General features: G+C 39.4%; 20 protein-coding genes and 2 riboswitches. Of the genes, 5 read left to right on the plus strand and 15 right to left on the minus strand.

Annotated elements, in window-relative coordinates; translation table 11 throughout:
• Positions 1 to 19 precede the first annotated feature (19 nt).
• The gene (locus tag ACIQXH_RS07755) at positions 20 to 505 is read left to right on the plus strand and encodes a DinB family protein (RefSeq protein WP_403080178.1); all 486 of its coding nucleotides are present in this window, start codon (positions 20 to 22) and stop codon (positions 503 to 505) included.
• 370 nt (positions 506 to 875) lie between these two features.
• On the opposite strand, the gene ACIQXH_RS07760 is transcribed toward ACIQXH_RS07755, so the two are convergent.
• Positions 876 to 1,217: a winged helix-turn-helix transcriptional regulator gene (locus ACIQXH_RS07760; RefSeq protein ID WP_403080180.1), complete on the minus strand. Its 342-nt coding sequence runs from the start codon at positions 1,215 to 1,217 to the stop codon at positions 876 to 878.
• A gap of 200 nt (positions 1,218 to 1,417) precedes the next feature.
• Here ACIQXH_RS07760 and ACIQXH_RS07765 point away from each other — a divergent pair, with 200 nt between their 5' ends.
• Positions 1,418 to 2,200 (plus strand): SDR family oxidoreductase, encoded by a 783-nt coding sequence (locus tag ACIQXH_RS07765; protein ID WP_403122905.1) that lies wholly within the window; start codon positions 1,418 to 1,420, stop codon positions 2,198 to 2,200.
• A gap of 198 nt (positions 2,201 to 2,398) precedes the next feature.
• Here ACIQXH_RS07765 and ACIQXH_RS07770 read toward each other — a convergent pair whose 3' ends face one another.
• The 5 genes from ACIQXH_RS07770 to ACIQXH_RS07790 form a co-directional block, all read right to left on the minus strand.
• Positions 2,399 to 4,723: a universal stress protein gene (locus tag ACIQXH_RS07770; RefSeq protein ID WP_403122908.1), complete on the minus strand. Its 2,325-nt coding sequence runs from the start codon at positions 4,721 to 4,723 to the stop codon at positions 2,399 to 2,401.
• Positions 4,724 to 4,788: 65 nt separating this feature from the next.
• The gene (gene kdpC / locus ACIQXH_RS07775) at positions 4,789 to 5,346 is read right to left on the minus strand and encodes a potassium-transporting ATPase subunit KdpC (protein ID WP_403122910.1); all 558 of its coding nucleotides are present in this window, start codon (positions 5,344 to 5,346) and stop codon (positions 4,789 to 4,791) included.
• Between the two features lie 24 nt (positions 5,347 to 5,370).
• The gene (gene kdpB / locus ACIQXH_RS07780) at positions 5,371 to 7,410 is read right to left on the minus strand and encodes a potassium-transporting ATPase subunit KdpB (RefSeq protein ID WP_403122912.1); all 2,040 of its coding nucleotides are present in this window, start codon (positions 7,408 to 7,410) and stop codon (positions 5,371 to 5,373) included.
• Between the two features lie 22 nt (positions 7,411 to 7,432).
• Positions 7,433 to 9,106 carry a potassium-transporting ATPase subunit KdpA gene (gene kdpA / locus ACIQXH_RS07785; RefSeq protein ID WP_403122915.1) on the minus strand — a complete coding sequence of 558 codons (1,674 nt, stop codon included), beginning with the start codon at positions 9,104 to 9,106 and terminating at the stop codon, positions 7,433 to 7,435.
• Between the two features lie 25 nt (positions 9,107 to 9,131).
• The gene (locus tag ACIQXH_RS07790; RefSeq protein WP_402873169.1) at positions 9,132 to 9,206 is read right to left on the minus strand and encodes a potassium-transporting ATPase subunit F; all 75 of its coding nucleotides are present in this window, start codon (positions 9,204 to 9,206) and stop codon (positions 9,132 to 9,134) included.
• Positions 9,207 to 9,699: 493 nt separating this feature from the next.
• Positions 9,700 to 9,840, minus strand: a riboswitch (cyclic di-AMP (ydaO/yuaA leader).
• Between the two features lie 246 nt (positions 9,841 to 10,086).
• On the opposite strand from ACIQXH_RS07790, the gene ACIQXH_RS07795 reads away from it, so the two are divergent.
• Positions 10,087 to 10,461 carry a Na-translocating system protein MpsC family protein gene (locus tag ACIQXH_RS07795; protein WP_402872487.1) on the plus strand — a complete coding sequence of 125 codons (375 nt, stop codon included), beginning with the start codon at positions 10,087 to 10,089 and terminating at the stop codon, positions 10,459 to 10,461.
• A gap of 290 nt (positions 10,462 to 10,751) precedes the next feature.
• Here the strand turns inward: ACIQXH_RS07795 and ACIQXH_RS07800 are convergent, their stop codons facing one another.
• Positions 10,752 to 11,945 carry a NupC/NupG family nucleoside CNT transporter gene (locus ACIQXH_RS07800; RefSeq protein ID WP_402872485.1) on the minus strand — a complete coding sequence of 398 codons (1,194 nt, stop codon included), beginning with the start codon at positions 11,943 to 11,945 and terminating at the stop codon, positions 10,752 to 10,754.
• A gap of 188 nt (positions 11,946 to 12,133) precedes the next feature.
• A riboswitch (purine riboswitch) is annotated at positions 12,134 to 12,235 on the minus strand.
• Between the two features lie 472 nt (positions 12,236 to 12,707).
• Here ACIQXH_RS07800 and ACIQXH_RS07805 point away from each other — a divergent pair.
• Entirely contained in the window at positions 12,708 to 13,892 is a 1,185-nt protein-coding gene (locus ACIQXH_RS07805) for a C40 family peptidase (protein WP_402872482.1), read from the plus strand.
• 302 nt (positions 13,893 to 14,194) lie between these two features.
• Positions 14,195 to 15,115 carry an HNH endonuclease gene (locus ACIQXH_RS07810; protein ID WP_402872479.1) on the plus strand — a complete coding sequence of 307 codons (921 nt, stop codon included), beginning with the start codon at positions 14,195 to 14,197 and terminating at the stop codon, positions 15,113 to 15,115.
• Between the two features lie 347 nt (positions 15,116 to 15,462).
• On the opposite strand, the gene ACIQXH_RS07815 is transcribed toward ACIQXH_RS07810, so the two are convergent.
• The 8 genes from ACIQXH_RS07815 to ACIQXH_RS07850 form a co-directional block, all read right to left on the minus strand.
• Positions 15,463 to 16,353, minus strand: coding sequence for a R2-like ligand-binding oxidase (locus tag ACIQXH_RS07815; protein ID WP_402872476.1), 891 nt, complete (start codon positions 16,351 to 16,353; stop codon positions 15,463 to 15,465).
• A 28-nt stretch (positions 16,354 to 16,381) separates the two neighbouring features.
• A complete protein-coding gene (locus tag ACIQXH_RS07820) occupies positions 16,382 to 17,920 on the minus strand; it encodes a class I adenylate-forming enzyme family protein (protein WP_402872473.1) in 1,539 nt (512 codons plus the stop codon).
• A gap of 535 nt (positions 17,921 to 18,455) precedes the next feature.
• A complete protein-coding gene (locus ACIQXH_RS07825) occupies positions 18,456 to 19,364 on the minus strand; it encodes a DMT family transporter (RefSeq protein WP_402872471.1) in 909 nt (302 codons plus the stop codon).
• Between the two features lie 38 nt (positions 19,365 to 19,402).
• Complete coding sequence (locus ACIQXH_RS07830; protein ID WP_402872468.1) at positions 19,403 to 20,158, minus strand: IclR family transcriptional regulator; 756 nt, start codon at positions 20,156 to 20,158, stop codon at positions 19,403 to 19,405.
• 168 nt (positions 20,159 to 20,326) lie between these two features.
• The gene (locus ACIQXH_RS07835) at positions 20,327 to 21,313 is read right to left on the minus strand and encodes a 5-oxoprolinase subunit C family protein (RefSeq protein ID WP_402872465.1); all 987 of its coding nucleotides are present in this window, start codon (positions 21,311 to 21,313) and stop codon (positions 20,327 to 20,329) included.
• Positions 21,310 to 22,068, minus strand: a complete 759-nt coding sequence (gene pxpB, locus ACIQXH_RS07840; RefSeq protein ID WP_402872462.1) for a 5-oxoprolinase subunit PxpB — start codon at positions 22,066 to 22,068, stop codon at positions 21,310 to 21,312. The genes ACIQXH_RS07835 and pxpB overlap by 4 nt, the downstream gene beginning before the upstream one ends.
• Before the next feature lie 22 nt (positions 22,069 to 22,090).
• Positions 22,091 to 22,882 carry a putative hydro-lyase gene (locus tag ACIQXH_RS07845; RefSeq protein WP_402872459.1) on the minus strand — a complete coding sequence of 264 codons (792 nt, stop codon included), beginning with the start codon at positions 22,880 to 22,882 and terminating at the stop codon, positions 22,091 to 22,093.
• Between the two features lie 47 nt (positions 22,883 to 22,929).
• On the minus strand, positions 22,930 to 24,069 hold the full coding sequence (locus tag ACIQXH_RS07850; RefSeq protein ID WP_402873167.1) for an NRAMP family divalent metal transporter: 1,140 nt from the start codon (positions 24,067 to 24,069) through the stop codon (positions 22,930 to 22,932).
• Positions 24,070 to 24,182 lie beyond the last annotated feature (113 nt).

Raw genomic sequence — 24,182 nt, forward strand, 5'->3', positions numbered from 1 at the left:
TTATTGTGGAGGGTTTTTATTGAAAACACTTTTCAGATATAACTGGATGGTAAGAGAAGACTGGTATCGTTGGTGTGAAGAGTTAAGTGAAGATGAGCTTTTGCAAAACCGAACAGGTGGAATGGGAAGTATATTACATACACTTTTCCATATTATTGATGTCGAGTGGAGCTGGATACGTCTCTTACAGGGGAAAACTGATTTTCAGGAGAGTTTCCATAATTATAAAAGCTTGAATAAGGTTCGAAAATTGGACGCAGAATTTCATTTAGAAGTGGAAAAATTTGTGAATAACTGGGATGTAAGTATGGAAAATAAATCATTTTACGATACCCTGCCAGATGGAAAAATTGTAACGGATACTTGGGGCGAAGTTATGAGACATAGCATTGTTCACGAAATTCATCATATAGGACAACTATCAATTTGGGCAAGAGAATTGGGAAGAAAGCCTGTTTCCGCAAACCTTATCGGACGGGGTCTTTCCTCTTATTCTAAAAAATAATTCAAATAGATATTAGTTTATTCAGTTTCTGTTTCTGTTTATTAACGGATACGATGCTCTAGTTTTTTTGGAGCTAAAGGTGTTTGTGAATGTACTTATTCAAACAGGGACATTAGTTGAATAATCGAGTAGGAGGAGGCGCCTAGCCTCCGACCTCTCACACCACCGTCCGTACCGTTCGGTATACGGCGGTTCAGGTTATGTCCGACTTAGTTTTGTATATCATTCATATAAACCTTCTAACCCCTTATTATCAAGGGGTTTTATTGGGTTTGTGACATCATGCCGCCCATGCTTCCATTTAATCCACCCAATGCATTCGAATAAGTCATGAACGACCGACTACAAACGTAATGTGGCCTGGTTTCGGTTATCTTTCAACACTCTTGCAATTATCGATATACTTGCTTCCCCATTCCGTGAGCTCATTAATCGTTGGGAAGAGCTTTTCCCTCAATTCGGTTAGGGAGTATTCCACTTTTGGCGGAACTTGATGATAGACCTCACGGTGAATAAGTTGAAAGTTTTCCAGCTGCCTCAGTTGTTTAGTCAGTGACGAGTGCGTTAGGCCGTCAAATTTCCTTAAGAGTTCGTTGAATCGTATGGGTCCGTTCTTTAGATGAAAGATAATTACGAGGGACCATTTACCCGACAATACTTTCTGAGCTGTAGTGAACGGGCAAGTTAAGTCAGCACTTGTTAATTCAATCATGGAACTCCACCTCTTCCTTTACTCTAAGTTCATATTACCTCTATTCGTCATGCTAAAAAACAAGCCTGCATTTAACTGTTGTCCGCCTTTCTTAATATCCCCTTTGATCGTAACGACACACAAATATCGTACTATTCAGAATGATTATAATCTTTTAATATTGATTATGCATTCAATTTATCTTTAAAGGAGTAGATGATATGTCGACGAATAAAGGAAAATTCAATGGTAAAGTGGCATTGGTTACAGGGGCAAGTCGTGGGATAGGGGCTGAAATAACCAAAAAATTAGCTGTTGGCGGAGCGGCATTTATAGGTGTTCATTACGCCAATAATAAGGATGCTGCTTTAAAAGTTGTGGATGATGTCAAGTCCTTGGGTTCAAAAGATGTGGCTCTGCAAGGAGATTTAACCACTGGTATTTCCGGTATAAAAAAGCTTTGGACCGCATTTGAAGATGCTACTCGCTCGGAGTTGGGGACTGTACACTTAGATATCTTAATCAATAACGCAGGTATCTCACCGGCCATTCCATTTGAAGAAACATCGATTGAAACGTTTGAAGATATCATGAATGTTAACCTTAAAGCTCCGTACTTCATTACTCAAGCAGCTAGCCCATTTATTCGGAACGGTGGACGAATCATTAACATTTCTTCTGGCTTTACTCGTGTGGCTGGTCCCATGCATACCATTTATTCCGCTTCCAAGGGAGCCATAGACACACTTACTTTGGCCTTAGCTCCCCATTTTGCATCCAAAGGCATTACTGTGAATACAGTGGCCCCGGGAATTACGGCGACTGATATGAACGTGGAGATGCTCGCCACCCCAGAAGGACGTGCCGGAGCGGCGGCATTTTCTGCATTCTCTAGAGTCGGGACCACTGAAGATGTGGCGGATGTCGTTGCATTTGTAGCATCCGAGGAAGCACGATGGATTACAGGGCAAGTTATTGATGCCTCTGGTGGAAGCAGGCTTTAAAAGCAAAAAACGACTAGAGGTTATGGGTTTTATGCGACATAATAAACGAAAAAGCAAAAGAAAATAAAAATCAATTTTCTATTGGTCCATTTAATTAGAATAAGAGAAACCTGCTTTGTTTGGGGTTTCTCTTTACTTCGGTCTTGTGATATTTATTATTAAATCAAAATGAATATACCCTCACTCATTAACCTCCATTCAATCCGCCACAATTAAAACATCGAGGTGTCTCGCTTCTCTTAAAAGTTGTGCAACAATCGAACCTTCGATGATTTCTTTCCACCTTTCTTTTGCTGAATGTCCAATGATGACTTGTGTAGCTTTTTTATCTTGTAATTGTTTAGTGACTTCACTTACCACCATTCGCCTGTTGGTTGTTGAATACATTTCGAAAGTACCACCTAATCGTTTCGTAAGGTTCTTTATTTTATCCAATACTATTTGCTTGTCATGAGGTAGTGTTCGTTGATCCTGCACAAACACTACATACCACGTTGCTTTAAGTCGATAGGCTATCCGGAAACCCCTCCTAATCAAACGCTCAGAATCAGGTTTAAGGTTTACACAAACAAAAATTACTTCTGCTTTTCTCCAAGGTCCCCTTACCCCTTCTTTTCGCTTGAATGATTCTAACCTATCGTCTACATCATCTGCTAATTCACGGAGTGCAAGTTCTCTCAAGGCGATAAGATTTCGAGTCTTAAAAAAATTGTTCAAGGACTGCTCCACCTTATCCATGGCATAAATATTCCCTTCTTCCATTCGCTGCCTAAGCGCCTTAGGGGAGACATCAATTAATTCAAGCTCATCGGCCAATTGCAGAATCCTATCTGGAACCGTTTCACGTACGCGAACCCCTGTAATTTGCTCTACACTATCATTCAAGCTTTCTACATGTTGAATATTCATGGTAGATATAACGGATATCCCAGACTCCAATATGTTCAAAACGTCTTGATAACGTTTTTGGTTTTTACTTCCTGGCACATTTGTATGAGCCAATTCATCTACCAGCACAACTTCAGGATTACGGATGATGATTCTATCCAGATCCATTTCCTCTAACACGACGTTCTTATACGGAACCTGTTTCCGGGGTATTGTTTCTAACGTGTCAACTTGGGATGCCGTTTCTTTACGACCATGTGTCTCCAATAATCCAATCACAATATCAATTTCATTTTTCTTTAATTGATTGGCCTCTCTCAGCATGGTATATGTTTTCCCCACGCCAGGAGCGGAACCAATATACACCTTCAATGTTCCTCTTTTCACTCCCTGTATTTTTTCTTTTATTTCTTCAGGCGAAAGTCTTCGGTATGGATTTTTTTTCTTTTTTTTTGACTGAACGGCAGGCAATACCCTTTCCCCTTCTCCTCTTGCCCTATCCGCTATAACACATACATCAATGTTTTTCGTTTGGCCCAATATCTTATTGACTATAGAACCATGGATGATTTCTTCCCATCTTGTCCTTTTGGATTGACCCAGGATAATTCGGGTTATATAGTGCTTCATGGCATATTCAACGATTTCTTTTGCAATATCACCCCCATTTATGACTCTTTCTTCAAACTTCCCATTAAGCTTAACGATAAGTTTTTGTATGGAACTTTTAAATAACGACTCCTCTTTAGATAGCTCTTTTTGACTTGGAATAAAGCAAACCACCACTAAATCTCCGCCTAACCGTTTGGCTATTTGATCGCCTCTTCGAATTAAAATGGAGCCATTCCAATGGTATTGTACACATACCAAGATTCGTTCAGAAGCACCTGATGGTCCCATTAACCCTTCCTGTTCTCTATGTTCAGTAAGGTCTTCTTCTACTTCCCCAGCCAAAAAACGGAGTGACAGCTCCCTAAGAACCGCTAAGTTATCTCGATTATATAGTTTCATATCGGCTTCTGTTTTCTTGTTGTTTTCCATGATTTTTCCTTCTTGCAGACGTTTAAGTATTGCTTCGGGCGTCACATCTAGCAGGCGTACTTCGTCAGCCAGAGTCAACGTATTCTCGGGCAGGATCTCACTTACATGAAGCGGGAGATTCAGTAGGTGTTCAGCAACTTTCTTTACCCCTTTCAATTCATAAATATTTATTGTGGTGATAACGCTGATATCGCTTTTAATTAATTCCATAACATCTTCTAATCTAGTCGGGTTTTTAGCAGACGGCCGGTTTTTGTGAGCTAGTTGGTCAACTAAAACCACTTCAGGATTTCTTTTTTGAATTTCATCCACATGTAAATCTTGCCTGATAAGTCCATTACTCTTCCATTCAATTGTGGGCACTGCCTCTAGGCAACCTACTTGCTCCATTGTCATTTGGTTACACCCATCACTAATGATCCCGATAACTACGTCAATGCCACGCCCTTTCAACTCATTTCCTTCCATAAGCAAATGATAGGTTTTCCCGGACCCCCTAACAGATCCGAGTATGATCTTCAGTCTGCCTTTTTGGATGTCGGAAATAGATTGTAGAATTTCATCTAGTGTTTTCCTTCTAAAGTGTTCGTTCATATAAAACTACCCCCAGATCCCTTTCTAGAGTGATAGGAGAGTGAACAGGACCCTCCTAAACTCGATCAATTTAGACCATCCAAAGCCATATTCAATTTCAACACATTAATATGAGGTTCGCCGAAAAGTCCAAATGAACGATTCTCCGTATATTCTTCGACTAGTTTATATAAACTTTGTTCAGATATATCCCTCTCTTTTGCGATACGCGGAACCTGAACAAGTGCTCCTCTTGGAGAAATATTTGGATCAAGACCTGACCCAGAGTTCGTCATCAGGTCAGAAGGTATTTCCTCTTTTTCAATAGAAGGATTCTCTTTTAGAAATTCGGCCATTTCACTTTTGGTTCGTTTGATGATTTCTTCATTAGATGATGAATAGTTTGGCGAGCCTGAACCTGCAGCGTCGTATTCTATAGAAGAAACCCGGCCATGAAAATAGCCAGCCTCTTCAAAAGATTGACCGATTAATTCTGAGCCGATTGTTTTCCCTTTTTCATTTTTAATTAAGCTGCCTTCAGCTTGTGCAGGCATCATCACTTGTGAAAGCCCTGTTATGAGTAACGGATAAGCCATACCACATATCATGAATAACACCAAAACTACACGAATATTTTTTAACATCTATTCTCACCCTTATATTTGATTTTAGGCTACTTTAAACAGTTCTAGAATTAGGTCTATACATTTAATGCCAATGAAAGGAACGACCACGCCACCTAATCCATAAAGGAACAAATTCTTCGTTAATAATCTTGAAGCGCTCATTGGAACATATTTTACCCCCTTCATGGCTAACGGGATCAGGAGCGGGATAATAATGGCATTGAATATCAATGCTGATAATATCGCACTTTGTGGTGTGGCTAATCCCATTATATTTAAGGCATTCATTTGAGGGATAGCCAGCATGAACATAGCTGGTATGATCGCAAAGTATTTAGCCACATCATTGGCAATGCTGAATGTTGTTAATGCTCCACGTGTCATGAGTAACTGTTTTCCAATCGCCACTACTTCAATGATTTTCGTAGGATCTGAATCCAGATCCACCATGTTTGCTGCTTCTTTGGCTGCATTCGTTCCTGTATTCATTGCTAGCCCCACATCTGCCTGTGCCAAAGCAGGGGCATCGTTCGTGCCATCCCCGGTCATCGCGACAAGTTTGCCTTCTGCTTGTTCGCGCTTAATTACAGCAATTTTATCTTCCGGCTTTGCCTCGGCAATGTAATCGTCTACCCCGGCTTCTTTCGCGATCGTGGCGGCCGTTAAAGGATTATCCCCGGTACACATGACGGTTTTGATGCCCATTTTCCTTAATTCATCAAATCGCTCTTTCATACCTGCTTTAACAGTATCTTTCAAATAAATGACACCTAGGATCCGATTTCCTTCTGCGACGACTAAGGGAGTTCCCCCTTGGCTTGCTACCTCATCACTAATGTCTTGCAAATCGCTGGGAATGTTTCCGCCTTCTTGTTTTATATAGTTCTTTATTGAATCGACGGCACCTTTTCTGACGATTCTTCCATCGGAAAAATCTGTCCCGCTCATCCTCGTTTCAGCCGTAAAATCAATGCCTTCCGAGTCACTTTTTTCTAATTCTTTTTCAAGTAATCCTGATCTTTTGGCAAATTCGACAACAGAGCGGCCTTCCGGTGTCTCATCATGCAAGGATGAATAGGCTGCGAATGTAGTAAGTTCCTTCTGATTCACACCCTGAACCGGCAGCAAGTCATGAGCCATCCGGTTACCATGTGTGATCGTGCCTGTTTTATCGAGAATGATAGTATTGATGTCTCCTGCAGCTTCTACCGATTTGCCCGATTTGGCAATCACATTGAATTGTGTCACTCTGTCCATACCAGCTATGCCTATCGCTGAAAGAAGTCCCCCTATGGTTGTTGGGATCAAACATACCAATAATGCCACCAAAGTGGCGATTGGCAATGTCACTTTAATATAGGAAGCAATGGGTACGAGTGTCACGCAAACAAGCAAAAAGATAAGCGTCAAACTCACAAGGAGTGTACTAAGGGCAATTTCATTCGGTGTTTTTTGCCGTTTAGCCCCTTCTACCAAGTCAATCATTCGATCCAGGAATGACTCCCCCGGATCACTACTAACCTTTATTTTTATATAGTCACTCATCACTTTTGTTCCTCCAGTAACGGAACTGAAGTCACCACCTGGTTCTTTTATGACATTCGCAGATTCACCAGTTATGGCAGATTCGTCAACAGCAGCCACCCCTTCAATGACATCCCCATCACTGGGAATTAAATCATTGGCCTCCACTAAAATCATGTCACCCTTTTGCAGTTCCGTGGCATCGACTATCTTTATGGATCCATCTTTTTGGATTAACTTTGCTTTTGAATCAAGCTTTGTCTTTTTCAGACTATCCGCTTGTGCCTTACCACGACCTTCCGCTAATGCCTCAGCAAAATTGGCAAACAGGATGGTCAGGAGCAAAATGAAAGTCACTGCACTGGTATATCCCCTATCTGATATTCCACCAAATAAATCGGGAAATATAGTTAGAAATAGGGTCAAGACAAATCCAATTTCCACCACAAACATGACTGGGTTTCGTACCATGGCTCTCGGATTCATTTTTTTGAAAGCATCTTTTATTGCTTCAAAAAGCAGTTCATTATTTACTTTTTCATTACGCATCTTATTCATCTGTACTACTCCTTTTCATCGTTTATCTAATCGATAACCATTCTGCGACAGGACCTAAGGTGATCACCGGGAAGAAAGTCAAAGCTCCAATAATTAAAACCGTACATAAAAGAATGACAAGGAATGTAGGATTATCTGTTTTAAATGTACCCATCGTCTCTGGGACACGTTTTTTAGCAAGTAATGATCCAGCAACAGCAATCATGGCTATCATGGAAAAATAACGGCCAAACAACATGACCAAACCTGTGGAAATGTTCCAAAAAGGTGTATTATCCCCTAAGCCCTCGAAACCAGAACCGTTATTGGCTGCAGCTGAAGTAAACTCATATACAATTTGAGAGAGCCCATGGAAACCTGGATTTGAAATGGCCGATGTCCCCATCTGTGCCGTTAGTGCAATAGCAGATGGTACCAAAATGATTAACGGATGTAGAAGGATCGTCATGGCTATTAATTTCATTTCCGGCCCTTCAATTTTCTTACCTAAAAACTCTGGTGTACGCCCGACCATCAGTCCAGCAATGAATACAGCCAATATGGAATACATAAGAATGTTCATCGTGCCTACCCCATCACCGCCAAATACACAGTTCAGCATCATCATGGCCAGTGGCGCTATACTACCGAGCGGTGTCAGCGTATCATGCATATTATTAACTGAACCTGTAGTGGCAGCTGTAGTCACCGTTGTAAATAGGGCACTCTGAGCCATCCCAAATCGGACTTCTTTCCCCTCTAAGTTTCCACTCTCTTGTGAAAGGCCTATTGCCTCCAATCGGGGATTGCCATTTTGTTCACTAGCGTAATTCACACTTAGGAAAACAAGCATCATGAGTCCCATTGCTGAAAATAAGATCCATCCTTGTTTGTTATTTTTCGCCATATATCCGAATGTTAATGGAAGGGCAGCAGGAATGAGAAACATCGATAAAATCTCTAATACATTCGTAAATCCATTAGGGTTCTCAAATGGATGCGCCGAGTTGACACCGAAGAATCCACCGCCGTTTGTGCCAAGGTGCTTTATTGACTCCAATGCAGCCACAGGTCCTCTTGCAATATGTTGGGTGGCTCCCTCTAACGTAGTAGCCATTACCGTAGAACCAAGGGTCTGTGGTACCCCCTGGGATACCAGAACCAAACTGACAAAAATGGAGAGAGGCAGTAGCACCCGAGTGATCGAACGAATTAAATCTACATAAAAGTTCCCTAAACTCCTCTGACCGGTCAAACCCCTGAAAAAAGCGATGCATAAGGAAAGACCGGTTGCTGGTGTCGTGAACATCAAGAAGATGATGACAATCATTTGTGATAAATACGAAAGTCCGGATTCTCCGCTATAGTGCTGTAAATTGGTATTAGTAAGAAAACTTGCTGCCGTATTGAATGCCAATGACGGATCCATGTTGGCTATCCCACTTGGATTACCCGGTAAAACTCCCTGAAGCCGTACAATCATGTATGAGATGACAAACATGACTAAGTTACTTAGGAGTAATGCCTGTGCATATTGCTTCCAATTCATATCAAATGTCTTAATACCAGATATTTTAAAAATGCCTCGTTCTAACCACCCGAACATACGATCTTGCCTTGTGGTTTCAAAGGAATATACTGCCGCTAAATATTGGGCCAATGGTATGGCTAGGATCACTACCAAAAACAACACCACAATGATTTGTAAAAAATCCATTTACATTTCCTCCGTTATCGTTCTATTAATATTTCTCTGGGTATAATAAAGCGTGAATTAAATACACGGTAACCGCTGGGACAATAAGAATGAATAACATGTTCTACTCCTCTCCTTTTTTCGTTATAACTTTGTTACAAAATGAATGAATCCATAGAAAAGTAAAAAGGGTGTACCCATTAGAAAGATAGTTATAGCATCCATCCGAACCTTCCTTTCACTTTTTTAAAAATCTTTACAATTTACCTCCTTCACGATTAGTGGAGAAATTGGTGCCAAAAGAACACAAAAAATAGACCAATGCTTACTCCTTCTCCAATAGTCCGCATTGCATGGCTATCCTAGTTTCAATAGTGAAAAAAATGATTCACAATCCAAACAAGAATATTTGCAAAAGCAAACAGTATTAGTGGAGAAAAAGTACTCATTGGTCTACTTATCGCCCAGCAAGCTTTTCAGCGCTCTTTGCGATCTGTCTTCCAAGAAACCTTTTCATGTAATTATAGGCATAATAAAAAAGACCTACTGAAATGACAGGTTGCTATTTTGCTACAAACACAACAAAAAAGCCTCCTGGATCAAGGTGGTCTTATGACCTCCTTCGCTTTAGCCGACGAAGTTAGCTGACGGGTAGGATGGCGAAAGAGTTCACATCCCTTCTGCAAAAGCAGAATTAACCCCATAAATAATGGGTCCTCCGTTCTCAATTACTTGAGATTTGGCCGATATCAAATTGTTATTGATGAGCATATTCTACGCTCATCAGCAAACCTTTGTAAACCCCATTAAAATTCCATATATTCGCAAATAGATTCATATTCGACCATATACTTCTGTTTTTCTATATAAAAGTATTATTTACTCATTAATCCTATATATTTCTAATATTTTAATATATATACAAACTTGCATTGACAAAAACTTGAATCCGGCATTATGATGAATCCCATATACGATCGATGAAAAAAATCGGAGGCATTATGTTAAACCAAAAAAAGAAAATTGAAGCCGAAATTAGTGCAGCATTCATTAAATTCCAGCGTGATTTAATTGGCAGAGGGCCACAAGAAGTTAAAACCTACATCATTAATGACATGCTGATCACTCGTTTTAAAGGAGTCTTGACTGTCGAAGAAAAACACCTCGTCAGTCAGGATTCTGGAAAGAAGCTTGTAAAAAAAATGCGCTCTCTTCTACGTGAAATGTACAGTCAGGATTATGAAAAAATTGTCGAGGATCTAACAGGTTGTAAAGTCCTTTCTTCACACAGTGACATTAGTACCAAAACGGGTGAACGAATCGAAGTTTTCATAGTTGATAAGGATTTGGAGAAATACCTAGAAAATCTAAAATGAGTGGGGTGATTTAGTTGACATTGACTCAATTGGAAGAGCAGAAACATGGACAAAATTTCTGCTCTTCATGCTTTTATTATGACATCTCTAATGTATTTCACGCCTTCACCTTATCGGAAACGTGACTATTGGTTTCTTTTTATACTCATGTAAAAAAAGCAATCCCTTAATCTTACCGATTAAGGGATTAACATCATTTATACCTAAAAATCACTTGGCTAATTTGTTTTTCATTCACGTATTAAAGCCACAATATTTAAGGTTTTCTAGTAAAACTATAATACACAGCGTTACCAAACAAACAATCCAACAATCATGGCACTAAGCATGGAGACTGCCATTCCACTAAGCAATAGCTTCCAAACATTTCTTCCAATGATATTCGATTTCTCCTCGTCTAGAATCGAATTGAACGTTCCGTAAATCATGCCGACTGTACTAAAGTTTGCAAATGAGGTCAGGTACGTAACGGCCACAGCTACTGTATGCGGGGCCAAACCGCTAATCTGTGTTTTCAAATCGAGCAAGGCTACAAATTCATTCGTTGCCAGTTTGATTCCCATTAATTGAGCAACATACATCGTATCTTCCCAATTTAATCCAAACAAGAAAGCGAATGGACTAAAGATGACAGAGAAGATTTTTTGGATTGTTAATCCATCTACCGCAAGCCCTAAAATACCGTTAAGACTAGCCGTTAATGCGACATAGCCGATTACCATGGCCATAATGACGATCACCATCTTGACTCCAACTAGCATACTGTTTGAAATGGTTGAAAAGAAGTCTTTACGTTCCTCTTTTGTAGGAATATATACGACATCTTCCTCTTTACTGACAGTAACAGGATTTAACATATTGGCTATAAGCAAGGCATTTAAACAATTCAATGGAATAGCGACGAATACAAATTCAGCCGGAACCATGGATAAATACGCACCTATAATCGAACCGCTTATACTGCTCATACTCATAATTCCAAAGGTCAGCAAACGCTGATCCTTTAAAGAACTTAATTGCATCCTGATAACAGCGAGAGCCTCCGTATTTCCAAGAAACATCATCTGAATAGAAAAGAAGCTCTCCAGTTTCGGTAAACCGGACACTTTCGAAATGAGCCAACCGACTTTATCTATTATCCAGGTCAGTATGCCGAAATACGATAGAATATCAAAAAACGTAATAATGAAAATGATCGGCATCAACGCACTGAAAAAGAAATCCACTTGTTCGTTTGCCATAACAGAAGGAAAAACGAAAGAGATTCCTTCATTAGCACATGCAATCAACCAGGTGAAGAAAGTAGCAATCTGTTTAATGACCCATGTTCCGATGGTGGTCGACAACATGAACCATGTAATAATCAATTCAATGCCAAGCAACGTAAGAATGATTTTCCACTTCACGTTTTTTCTATTAGGTGAGCACAAGTATACGATACCCATGACAACCAATACCCCTAGAATATTCAATAAGAAATACATACGGCACCCTCTTCCTTTATCTTTTACTGTTGAATGCATACATAAAAAAGCCCTTATTTTTCATGCTTTCGGCCACTGGACAGAAAGCATGAAAAATAAGAGCCTCTTCAAAAAAACAAAGTAATAGTGGGACCTTCTGCAAGAATCACAAAGTGACTTACAAAATGCTACCTATAACTGTTTCATCTCTTTTATTCATGCTTCCCTGTAGTCCGGCTTTTTATGGCAGCCAGGTAGAAACTATCAGACCTTATCACTGATATTATACAAGGATATTTATATGATGATGATTCGTAGTAATGGGTATTATTCTAAATGAAAGTATTAACTATTACAATATGCTTTAAAATAGTCGGAATCATTCTACTACTATACTCTTTTCAGACAATTTATGGCGAAGTATATCGTTTAAAATATATAAGGCCATCTTGTATATTGTGTTACATTTTACCTTTTCAAAATTGCAATGTAGCAATCAATCCATTTAAGGGTACCTTTAACAAAAATAAATCATTGACTTGCAATATATATATTTTCTAAATTATTGAAACCTTATAGGTAATAGGGTTCACCCTTCACTTGCTCACATCAACATTCCGACACTTCGTAACATCCCTGTAATATAAGCAATGATAATTTAATGTTTAAATCAGAATTTTTTTCTATTTTTAATATTTTATTGGGTTAATTGCCTTATAATATTATTGCGCTATAAAAATAGTGCAATAATATTATAGAATATCAGGAGGAATCTTCCTTTTTATGAATAGTTCAAAAAAATCTTTCATTATCGCGGGTTCTATCATAGGTACCCTATTTGCCAGCAATTCAGCTTATGCTAGTACATACCATGTAAAATCAGGTGATAGTCTATATAAAATTGCTAAAGCAAATCATACAACCGTTCAAAAATTAAAATCGCAAAATAAACTTTCTAATAACCTTATCTTCCCTGGACAAGTGTTAAAGATAAATGAATCCACGGTGAAAAGTACAACTTCAACAAAGAAACATGTGGTTAAACTTGGGGATACGTTAAGTGGAATTGCTAAAAAATATAATCTTTCGCTAAATGCATTATTGAAGTTGAACCCTACCATTTCCAATTCGGACCGAATTCGTATTGGACAATCCATCATTGTTTCTGGAAAAGCTACTTCAACTAGTGCTACTGCTGCAAAAAGCAGTTCAACCAGTACATATAAGGTTAAGTCAGGAGACAGTCTCTCCAAAATTGCAAGCAAAAATAAAACGACCGTCAAAGCTATACTTTCATTAAATCCTAGCATCAAAAATGCTAATACTTTACGTATTGGACAGTCCATAAAACTTTCTGGAAAAGCCACTACATCTAGTGCAACCAGTACAGCAAACAAATCGGGCAGTACATATAAAGTTAAGTCTGGGGACAGTCTCTCCAAAATTGCAAGTAAAAATAAAACGACCGTCAAAGCTATACTTTCATTAAATCCTAGCATCAAAAATGCTAATACTTTACGTATTGGACAGACTATTAAACTTTCTGGAAAGGCAACTACAGCTGCTACAAAGACTGTGTCTTCTGCCTCTTCTGAAGTGGACCGCGTTTTAAACGCCGCTAAAAAATACTTAGGGGCCAAGTATCAATATGCTGCAAGCACATCGCGCACTGATGCCTTTGATTGCTCATCATTTACCATGAAAGCATTCCAAGCAGCAGGGATCTCCTTGCCTCGCACATCAACTGGCCAAGCTCAAATGGGAGTACCTGTTTCTTCATATTCATTGAAAAAGGGTGATTTGGTGTTTTATGATACTAATCATGATGGAGTGATTAATCACGTAGGAATTTATGCGGGGAATAATCAAATGATTAATGCTTCAACTTCCAAAGGTGTATCGTATGCAAACATCAACGGTTCATACTGGAAACCTCTTTTCGTAAAAGCCGTTCGAATTCTTAACTAATGATTTGAATGCCATTAAGCGCATTACAGAAAACCAACTAGAGTAAGCATCAAACACTGTAACTGTTTGATGTTTACTCTTTTTTTACTTCAGATTAGTATATCCCCGCTCTATACATTACATTAGAATGGGTTTCCCAGGATGAGTTCTTTCACCCCGCATACATACTTCGTCATTTGACACGTTATCGTTACATTTCTAAAATAATTAAGGTATGATAAGTTACATAGAATATGTCCAAAGAGTAAGCAAACCAGCTCTTTCATTTAAATCGCATATCGTAGCAAGTAGGAGGAAAGACGTTGAATAGTTTTATTGTCATGCAAGGTACTACTTATCAAGAAGAAAAACATTTAGGGATCATCTGGTCCCCTCAAATCGATAAATCCGGTTTAGTACCTCACTCATCTAAACTGATGCAAGAAGTTAAAAGTGGCGATCGGATTTTCCATTACGTAAAGGGATCGATTGTCGCGATAAGTATTGTAAAGAAGGGATGTCAAGAAGATAATAAACCTCAAAAAATTCGAAATCATACTAGATGGACAGATAATGGTTATCTAGTTGAAACCGAGTATCGTGAATTGGAGGTCCCCCTGAATATACGTGAATACTTTGACGGTATTGCTCCATATCTTCCTATTAAATATTCAGCATTCCAGGAGGATGCAACCGGCAATTCAGGATACCTATATCCTTGTAATGAAGAACTTACACTAAAACTTTTAGAATATATGAGTATGCTTAACATCTTCAATTCGGACGAAGATCAATTAGAACTCTCTGTCGATGAAGTCATTGCTAAAGAGCGGAATCCGCTACAAGCACTTCTTGCTGAAACAGAATCGGAAGCCAAAATGAACATTCGCTGTGGCCAAAAAAAATTCAGAAAATCGGTTATGCCTCTTTGGAATCATAAATGCCCGCTATGCGGAATAGAAATGGATGCCCTACTAAAGAGTAGTCACTCTAAACCATGGAAGGACAGTACCGATGATGAGCGCCTTAACCCGTATAATGGATTATTATTATGCTTCAATCATGATGCCTTGTATGAAAAAGGCCTTATCTCCTTTGACGGTCAAGGCAGACTACATATTTCTAATCAGATTCCCGAAGAAAAATATGATACGTACCAGCTAAGAAAGGGCATAAAAATCCCCCTTCATCCTGATAATAAACCATACTTTAAATGGCATAAGAAAAATGTATTCGTTGATTGAATAAACTATTATAACTTAACCATAGGAAAAGCCCTGTAAAATAAGACACTCTTATTTTACAGGGCTTTTTTTAATGATATTCTACCGAGATGTATGGAACAATAAGACGTTTAAGTCATTCATCCTCCTTAGTCCGTTTGTTCCTTCTTTTTCATATCTGCTTCATTTCTCTATCCTATCTTAGAAACACTTACATTAGGCTAACTATTACTACTGCCACCATAGATTGGGACTTACCTATATTTAGATTGCACCCAAGCCAAGCCGCACAAAAAAGCCCAGCCATTCCTTGAAATGGTTGAGCTTTTCTTATGAATCCATATCGACCCTAATATTTGTTTTACTTATCAATAAACACCAACATCACTTTCGGTCGTTTTGTAAATGTCTTCGATTTTCTTCCCTCTAGCTCGTGACAAAATTTCCATTCTGACTTTTAGCTGTTTCATAGCAAAATTCACGAATTCGTCGGGCTCATTATTGAACGCTTCCAGGTCAGGTTCTTGAAAGCCTTCATCTATAATCTTGAATGCCAAAGGAGTAAGCTCCTCCATTCGTTTCATGACGACATCATCATATATATGTGGATGTTCGCAAATCAATCGTTGCAACAGAAATGTTCCATACCCTATATGGCGAGATTCGTCTCTTTTCAAGTTACCGACTCCCTCAAGTAAACCAGGCATTAATTTCGATGTTTCCAAAGACTTATAGAATGAAAAATAACCAGTTTCAGCAAGAACCCCTTCGACAAACATGTTATATACAGTGGCTGCATCGGCAATGGCCTCTGGTGACTGATCTGTAATCAGACGCTCCATGGCAGTAGGTAATATAACATGGAAAACTTGCTTGTACGTGTCAGTTAACAAAGGGTTCAGTTCACCTTTTTCACCTATAGCATCCAAAACCGTCCTGAAGAATTCTGTATGCTTCGCTTCTTCAAATAGGAAAGTGGTCAGATACATCTCCTCTTCAATCCGTCCATCTTTTGCTATTGCCATGATGAGCGGTAATAAATCGAGGGTAACGGCTTCTTCTCCGGCCTGAAATTGCGAAAGTAGTCGAAGGATGCTATTTTTTTGTCCTATCGATAAAATCCCCCAGTCCTCAGCATCCTTTGTATAATCAATGGTAGCGGGATTCCATGTTCCCACCTTTTTTGCTTTTTGATATAAGCGATATGGAAATGAATCTATCATTAAGCCTCTTGAAGTTGCGGTAATGGTTTTTCTCATCATTGAAAACCCCTCTCAAGATTGGAAATCATCCTTTTTTAGAATCTGTTAAATCCGTCACATTTACCATTTTTCTTAAATGGGTCTTTAAAATCTTTCCTACTCCATTTCGTGGCAAACTATCTAAAAATATGATTCTCTTTGGCGTTTTATGTTTGGCAAGGTTGTCCTGACAATAAAGAATCAATTCTTCTTCCAATACGCACGAGGACGGGTCTTTCACAACACAGGCAACTAATTCCTCACCCATTCTCTCGTCTGGTACACCAACAACCGCAACTTCTGAAATGCCTGAATGCTTACTAAGGATTTCTTCCAAATCTCTAGAATAAATATTAAATCCTCCCCGAATGATAAGATCTTTTTTTCTATCGACAATGTATAGATATCCTTCATCATCCAAGCGTCCTAGATCTCCGGTATATAACCAGCCTTCCTTTACAGTACGATCGGTTTCTTCATCATTCCGGAAATAGCCAGGTGTCACATTATCTCCACGGACAAGTAATTCACCGATTTCTCCTCTTGGAACATCTTCGTTCTTTTCATTCACAATCTTTATTGTTACCCCTGGTATCGGAATCCCCACGGATCCTGGTTTAATCGGGCGATCTTTAGTATGTGCCGTTACGATGGGAGCCGCTTCTGATAATCCGTATCCTTCATATACCTTAGCGCCAAATTTTTGTTCAAATGTATTCAGTAATGCTATAGGTAATGGTGCAGATCCAGAACTTACTGATTCCAAACTGCTTGTGTCATAGTTACCGGCTGTGGGGAAAGCTACCAAAGCATGAATCATTGCAGGGACTACAGAAAACGCTCTTACTTTATGGGCTTCAATCGCTGCCAATACTTCTTTCGGTTCGAAGCGCGGGAATACTACAATGGAGCTTCCCACTATGTAGCATGTATGAGAAATGGTAAGCCCAAACACATGTGCAAGCGGAAGAATTCCAAGTGTCGTTCCACGTTCTACATTAGAGTGTTTTACTGAGTTTTCTGCATTGGAACATAGATTTCTATGAGTTAACTTGACTCCTTTTGGATTCCCGGTTGTCCCTGACGTGTAAAGGATGACAGCCGTATCCTCAGGCATCACTTCAATCAACTTCGCATCATAATCAGGTGATGGGGACAGATAATCATAGAAATTCTGGGCTTGTTCGGTAGTAGGTGCATCAACTACAAGTATCGATGGCCGCTTATCCATTAACTCAATCGCCTGTCCAATATTATCAAGAAGTAAAGAAGAGGTAATAATCAACTTGGCTCCGCAATTATCGGCAATAAAGGCGATTTCCTTTGGATGTAAAGTATACATGACAGGTACAATCACCGCTCCCGCCCTTGTGATTCCCTGATAGGCAAATAACACTTCCGGGGAATTCGGCATAATGACGATTACCCGTTCTCCGTTATCAACTCCATGATTTCGCAATCCATTGGCGAGTTGATTAGCATAGTTCATGGTTTCTACATTTGTATACTGTTTGCCTCCGGAGAATATAAAAGGATACTCACCGAACTCTCGAACGTTCTTATCAAGTAATTCTGAAAGCTTCATACCTGCACCCCCTGCAATGATATTGAGACCAAGCGATTCTCGGTGCTTTTTCATTCTAGATGTACTGTATAGCCCAGTCAGTCAAGATAACCATGAAGTCAGAAAAAAAGAATTTAACCTTCTCCCTATGCTATGGCAGCAATTTGTGACAAATGCCCTCGATATCACTTTATTCGGTAAAATCTCTTTTACTATAGAAATCATCCATAGTCTTTAATTGGTTGGGATAACGCTCATAATTTCTCACACTTAAAATTTTCAAAAAAGGAAGCGTTTACATTATGTTGCGACTAGAATAGCACGTTTCCGAATCATGCCCACATTTGAACATTCATGATTTTTCCCTATGAATCTTTTTCTTTTATCTAAACTAACCATAAAATAAAAGGTATATTTTTACAATAGGTAAAATCATTTATAATTTGGTTTTTAGATGAAATAGGGTAAACGAGGTGGATAAAGCAGGTTTGACCATAACGCCTTTATACCTACATTAACTAGTCCCCTAACGCAAAAGTAAAAGGCAGAAATGTTGTTAAACCACATTTTTGCCTTTCACTTTTGCAACTTTCGATGCACCTTTTCGATTAATTAAATAGATGCTAAGTAGGATGAGGACCATGCCTTCAAGGAGGGATATAGTAAATGGTTCACCTAAGAATATGGTTCCTATCCCTACAGCGATTAAAGGAACAAGAAATGTAAAAGATCCGACTTTGCTTGCTTCGCCAGAACTCATTAACTTGAAATACACTGCGGTAGCTAATGCCATACTAAAGATTGATCCGAAAATCAAACAGGATATGTACGTTACATTCCACTCAATATTGGATACATTTTCTACTGCCAAACCACTTCCTGTCAGAAACAAACCACCAATGATGCTTTGCATCGCCACCAGCCAAAGTCCATGCACTTGTGTACTGGTCTTCTTTACATAGACCACACCGAATGCCCATCCAGTTGCAGTAATAAGTGCTAGTATAATACCAACATAAGAGATTTTACCGGAAATTCCATCCAGACATACAAGCACCACCCCAGTAAAACCAATCATTAACCCCATGATTTTAATAGCGGATAATGATTCTTTCAACCATTTCCAAGCTATTAACACGACTAAAACGGGCTGAAGATAAACGATGACCGAAAACAACCCCGAAGGTAAATATTGAAGGCCAATCGTTTGGACACCATTGAATATGATTGTATTGAAAAATGCAACGATTACATAGATGTACCAATTTTTCTTCCACTGAATCTTCTTCCATTGGGGAAGAAGAGTTAAGGCTAATAACAGTCCGCCTAATAATGTACGCATTCCTGCATAAAGCAGTGGTGGTGAATAATCGAGTGCCACTTTATAGACCGGCCAACATAGTCCCCATATGATTACAACGAAAGCGATGCTTATCGCTGTTACTGGTCGAGAGAGTGATTTCATTCTCTATTCCCCCTACTGAAGGTCTTGGCTACATGAAACTATGAAGTTTTAAATCCCAATTTCCAAGAAATATGTTTAGCTACATTCGTTACTTTTTCAATTAATTCTGGTAAACGATCTTCTTTAAATCGTGCTTCGATACCCGCTACACTAATACCGGCGACAATTTGATTATCCCCATTAAGTATGGGTGCACTAACGGATTTTGTATAATTTTCAAGTTCAGAAGAAGTGATCGTATACCCGTTTTTCTTCGCTTCATCCAAAGCCTGACGAAGGATTGTTTTATCATTGATCGTTCCTATCGCCATTGACTTTAATTCTACCTTTTCTATATACGCTTCCCGCTCTTCTTCAGGTAAATAGGCAAGGATGATTCTAGAATCCCCTGCATAAAGTGGTGAGCGCCTACCAATGGAGGTATAAAGGCGTACAGGCTGCTTCGTATCAACTTTTTCTATATACATCGCTTCGTCTGCATCCCTGATAATGAGATTCACAGCCTCTTCAACGTCATCCCGAAGTTCTTTCATAATGGGGTAGGCGATTTTCCTAATATCTAAACGTTCACTTACTAGTTGACCAAGCTGTAAGAAAATAAGGCCTAATGAATAATAGCCATCATCATCTTTTGTTAAAAATGCCATTTCTTCTAATGACACAACCATACGATGCAATGAAGTTTTCGGTAGGTTGGAATACTCCATCATTTCATTAAATGACAGTTTGGGATGATTCAGGAAAAGGGTAAGAATTTGCATGGATTTGACTACCGTTTTATTATGAGCTTGCATACAATGTCCCCATTCTTATTTTAAGTATCCATTATTTATTGGAAGAGCTTTGTTCACCTCTCCTATATTTCATTATAAGTTATGGAAAAAAATAAGTAGAGCCCCATTCCCGAAAGAATGTCTTAAGTAAGGCGTTTATGGAAATTGAACCCTACCTATTTTAATGCTTCATTTAAACCCCTTCAGGGCTAATGCAATCGAAGTCTTCAATTCTTTTAGAAGTTGTTCCTTTTTAAGATATGACTGTTCCGCATCTCTTAAAGTAACCTTAGCAAATTGGATGGAATCCCCTGGTTTGACTTGTCCGATAAATGGGATATCAGCCGTAATGACTTGAGCAATTTTAGGGTATCCCCCGGTTGTTTGGCTATCCGCTAATAAGATGATAGGATTGCCATCCGGTGGAACTTGAATCGAACCATTTGTTACCGCCTCTGACAACAGCTCCCGCTTTTCTTTTAATTCAAGCGAAGGCCCTGAAATTCGATACCCCATCCTGTCAGACTGGTTGGATACTTTAAATGACTCTTGTTCGAATTGAACTTTACTGGACTCCGTAAAAAATCCGTATTGGCTTCCATTTGTAACTCGGATAACCGGCTTATTTTCGGGCATAAAATCCTTTGCGTTAACAAACCATTTGACTGTTGAGAATACGTTTACCCCGTACTTCGCATGATGAGGAGAAGCTTCATTAAAATCTAGCACATCATCCACTTGTAAGGCCCTTCCCTTATATCCGCCCATTCCTGCCCTTAAATATGTACTTTTACTATTCATGATGGAGGGAATGGAGTATCCACCCGCAACAGACAAATATGCGCGACAGCCTGATCGACATCCCGAGAATGCAAGAACCGCTCCTTTTTTCACAAAAATAGGTCTCCACATCGGCACGGCTTCTCCATTAATGGTCGGTGATAAATTGCCACCCGTTATTGCAATTAAACAATCTTTTTCTATTATAAGAGTCGGTCCCAATAAGGTGATTTCCAGGGCGGCCTCTCCTTCTTCATTGCCAACCAACATATTGGCAATGCGAAGAGAGTAAGGATCCATAGCTCCGCTTACGATCACTCCGTGCTGCTGAAACCCTTTTCTTCCAAGGTCCTGGATGCTTGTTAACAATCCTGGTTTCATGACACGCATACTCATTTCAACTCCTCCTTACGAGCAATTTCTTTATACTCCACAGAAGAAATGGGAATGAATTTCACCTTATCTCCTGCTTGTATTAAGCTCGGCGGTGATTCATTAGGTAGAAATAATGTAGATGGTGATTGGCCAATTAATTGCCATCCTCCAGGTGTTGAGATGGGATATACACCCGTTTGCATTCCTGCAATTCCAACTGCACCTTTTGGTATGTTCATCCTAGGTGACCGCCTTCTAGGCGTTGCGATTTTTTCAGAAAGCCCACCCAAAAATGGAAAACCAGGTGCAAAACCAATCATATAGGCTAAGTATTCTCCACTGGAATGGATATGAATGACTTCATCTGTGGTTAAATGATTGAAGCGAGCAACATGCTCCAGATCCGGTCCGAATTCCCCCCCATAACAAACAGGCAGACTAATCGTTCGTTGGTCCAGGGCTTTATCCTTCTTCACCCGCTTTAATTTTGCTTCGATGAATGTTTGAACGACTGCATATGGGGAAATGCTTGCCTCTTTACTTTTTTGCTTTTGTTCGTTATAAATCATCAACGCATCATAATAGACCGTCAAGTTTGTAAAAGCCGGTACACATTCTATGAAACCTATAAATGGTTCTTCTTCAAGCATGTCCTTGAATATTTTTATTTTTTTATGAACGTTACCCTTCATTTCATTTCCAAATGTAATCACGATTGCGGAATCGCCTAATGGAGATAGTACAACATTTGTATTACTTGAAAGCTTTTCCGGCATAGAACTCATCTCTTTCCTTTTATTATAAAACACCCAACTTTTCATCCCGGATATCTGTTATGAACATATGTCCTGGTGCATGCGTAATCATAATGGCTGGTTTTGTTTCCATCGCGATGGATTGAGGCGTCACGCCACATGCCCAGAAAACCGGAACTTCCCCTTCATGAATGGTTACCACATCGCCAAAATCCGGTTGATCAATAGAGGCGATGCCAATCGCCCCTGGGTTTCCAATATGGATTGGTCCACCATGTACGGCAGGAAAACGTGAGGTAACCTGAGCAGCTCGAACTACATCCTTTTGAGGAATCGGACGCATACTTACTACCATTTCCCCATGGAAAATCCCTGCTTCTATACAAGGAATGTTCGTTTTATACATAGGAACATTGCAGTCTTCCTCAATATGACGAATCGAAATATCATTGTTCAACAAAGCATGTTCGAAAGTGAAGCTGCAACCGATTAGGAATCCCACCATATCATCTTCCCAATAATCCGAAATATCCGTCACTTCTTCTACCCATTCACCGTATTTATAAATGCGATATTTAGAGATATCTGTCCGGATATCTCCTGCTTGAGCAGCGAACTTAGGAACAGGAGAACCTATTTCAGTTACATCCAGTAATGGACAAGACTTAGGGTTACGTTGACAAAATAACAAAAAATCGAATGCATGCTCCTTTTTTAAGATAGCTAGGTTTGCTTGGGCATAACCATTTGCCATCCCAGCAGTCGGTTTGGTCCATTCATTATTACGGATCATGGAGCGTAACTCAGCAGGGCTCGCTTTGGAAAAATCAATCATATTAGACATCTCCTATTTAATTGGATTTTCTCTTTTATTGAATGCTATTAAAATAGTGATGGTAGTTGGGTAATTAATGTATACCCACCCATTAATGCCATAACAACTACAACGAACACACCGGAAATCGTTAGCCACAATGGATGTTTATAGTCACCTACAATATTCTTCCTATAAGCGGCGATTAATAGTGTTCCAAGAGCTATCGGTAAAATGAGGCCGTTAATTGCCCCTACCACAAGGAGTACTTTAACCGGTTTACCTATTAATAAAAAGCAAATGGTGGAAAGAAGGATAAAGCCAATAATAATCCAATTCGCTTTTTTCTCTATCCTTTGGCTGAATGTTCTGATAAATGAAACAGAGGTATAAGCAGCACCTACTACTGATGTTATGGCAGCTCCCCACATAACAACACCAAAAATTTTATAGCCAGCATTTCCAGCGGCAAGTTGAAATACGGATGCTGCGGGGTTTTCAGAATCAATTTGTAAACCTTTTGAAACAACACCCAAGACAGCTAGAAATAAAGCAATTCTCATAACGGTGGTAATTAAAATGCCTACTACGGAACTTTTCGTAACTTCTGGAAGGGCACCGACACCTTTGACTCCCGCATCTAATAGACGATGTCCACCTGCAAATGTAATATAACCACCCACAGATCCCCCAACTAACGTAACGATTGCAATAATATCTATCTTATCGGGAGCAAATGTCTTCACTACCGCTTCCCCTACTGGAGGAGAGGTTGTCCATGCTACGTAAACCATCAAACAGATCATTACAAAGCCAGCAATCTGTGTAAATCGGTCCATGGCTTTTCCTGCTTCTTTCACCACAAAAATTAAAACAGCAATGACTGCGCTAATGGCTGCTCCAGTTGTTGGAGACATCCCTGTCATCGCGTTTAAACCAAGTCCAGCTCCAGCGATATTCCCTATATTAAATGCAAGACCTCCCAGAACGATGAGAGCCGCTAAAACGTAACCTAGCCCAGGTAGAACCATGTTAGCAATCTCTTGTCCTCTTTTTTCAGATACAGCAATAATTCGCCATACATTAGTTTGAGCAAAAATATCGAGAATAACAGAAATAAGAATCACGAATCCAAAACTTGCTGCCAGACTTTGAGTATAAACCGTTGTTTGCATTAAAAATCCTGGTCCAATAGCTGAAGTTGCCATAAGAAATGCTGCACCCAACAATAAAGTCTTATTGGTCTTTGGCTTATTTGGAATTTTATGTACCGATGTATTTTTGATTGGCTCCAATAGAATCTACCTCCTAGATGTTTGTT

The sequence above is a fragment of the Peribacillus sp. NPDC097225 genome, from assembly GCF_044761955.1.
Classification (GTDB): Bacteria; Bacillota; Bacilli; order Bacillales; family DSM-1321; genus Peribacillus.

Coding starts and splice junctions, on each gene's coding strand:
- ACIQXH_RS07760 (WP_403080180.1), bottom strand. CDS start 1,217: ATGATTGAATTAACAAGTGCTGACTTAACTTGCCCGTTCACTACAGCT.
- ACIQXH_RS07765 (WP_403122905.1), top strand. CDS start 1,418: ATGTCGACGAATAAAGGAAAATTCAATGGTAAAGTGGCATTGGTTACA.
- ACIQXH_RS07770 (WP_403122908.1), bottom strand. CDS start 4,723: ATGAACGAACACTTTAGAAGGAAAACACTAGATGAAATTCTACAATCT.
- kdpC (WP_403122910.1), bottom strand. CDS start 5,346: ATGTTAAAAAATATTCGTGTAGTTTTGGTGTTATTCATGATATGTGGT.
- kdpB (WP_403122912.1), bottom strand. CDS start 7,410: ATGAATAAGATGCGTAATGAAAAAGTAAATAATGAACTGCTTTTTGAA.
- kdpA (WP_403122915.1), bottom strand. CDS start 9,106: ATGGATTTTTTACAAATCATTGTGGTGTTGTTTTTGGTAGTGATCCTA.
- ACIQXH_RS07795 (WP_402872487.1), top strand. CDS start 10,087: ATGTTAAACCAAAAAAAGAAAATTGAAGCCGAAATTAGTGCAGCATTC.
- ACIQXH_RS07800 (WP_402872485.1), bottom strand. CDS start 11,945: ATGTATTTCTTATTGAATATTCTAGGGGTATTGGTTGTCATGGGTATC.
- ACIQXH_RS07805 (WP_402872482.1), top strand. CDS start 12,708: ATGAATAGTTCAAAAAAATCTTTCATTATCGCGGGTTCTATCATAGGT.
- ACIQXH_RS07815 (WP_402872476.1), bottom strand. CDS start 16,353: ATGAGAAAAACCATTACCGCAACTTCAAGAGGCTTAATGATAGATTCA.
- ACIQXH_RS07820 (WP_402872473.1), bottom strand. CDS start 17,920: ATGAAGCTTTCAGAATTACTTGATAAGAACGTTCGAGAGTTCGGTGAG.
- ACIQXH_RS07825 (WP_402872471.1), bottom strand. CDS start 19,364: ATGAAATCACTCTCTCGACCAGTAACAGCGATAAGCATCGCTTTCGTT.
- ACIQXH_RS07830 (WP_402872468.1), bottom strand. CDS start 20,158: ATGCAAGCTCATAATAAAACGGTAGTCAAATCCATGCAAATTCTTACC.
- ACIQXH_RS07835 (WP_402872465.1), bottom strand. CDS start 21,313: ATGAGTATGCGTGTCATGAAACCAGGATTGTTAACAAGCATCCAGGAC.
- pxpB (WP_402872462.1), bottom strand. CDS start 22,068: ATGCCGGAAAAGCTTTCAAGTAATACAAATGTTGTACTATCTCCATTA.
- ACIQXH_RS07845 (WP_402872459.1), bottom strand. CDS start 22,882: ATGATTGATTTTTCCAAAGCGAGCCCTGCTGAGTTACGCTCCATGATC.
- ACIQXH_RS07850 (WP_402873167.1), bottom strand. CDS start 24,069: ATGGCAACTTCAGCTATTGGACCAGGATTTTTAATGCAAACAACGGTT.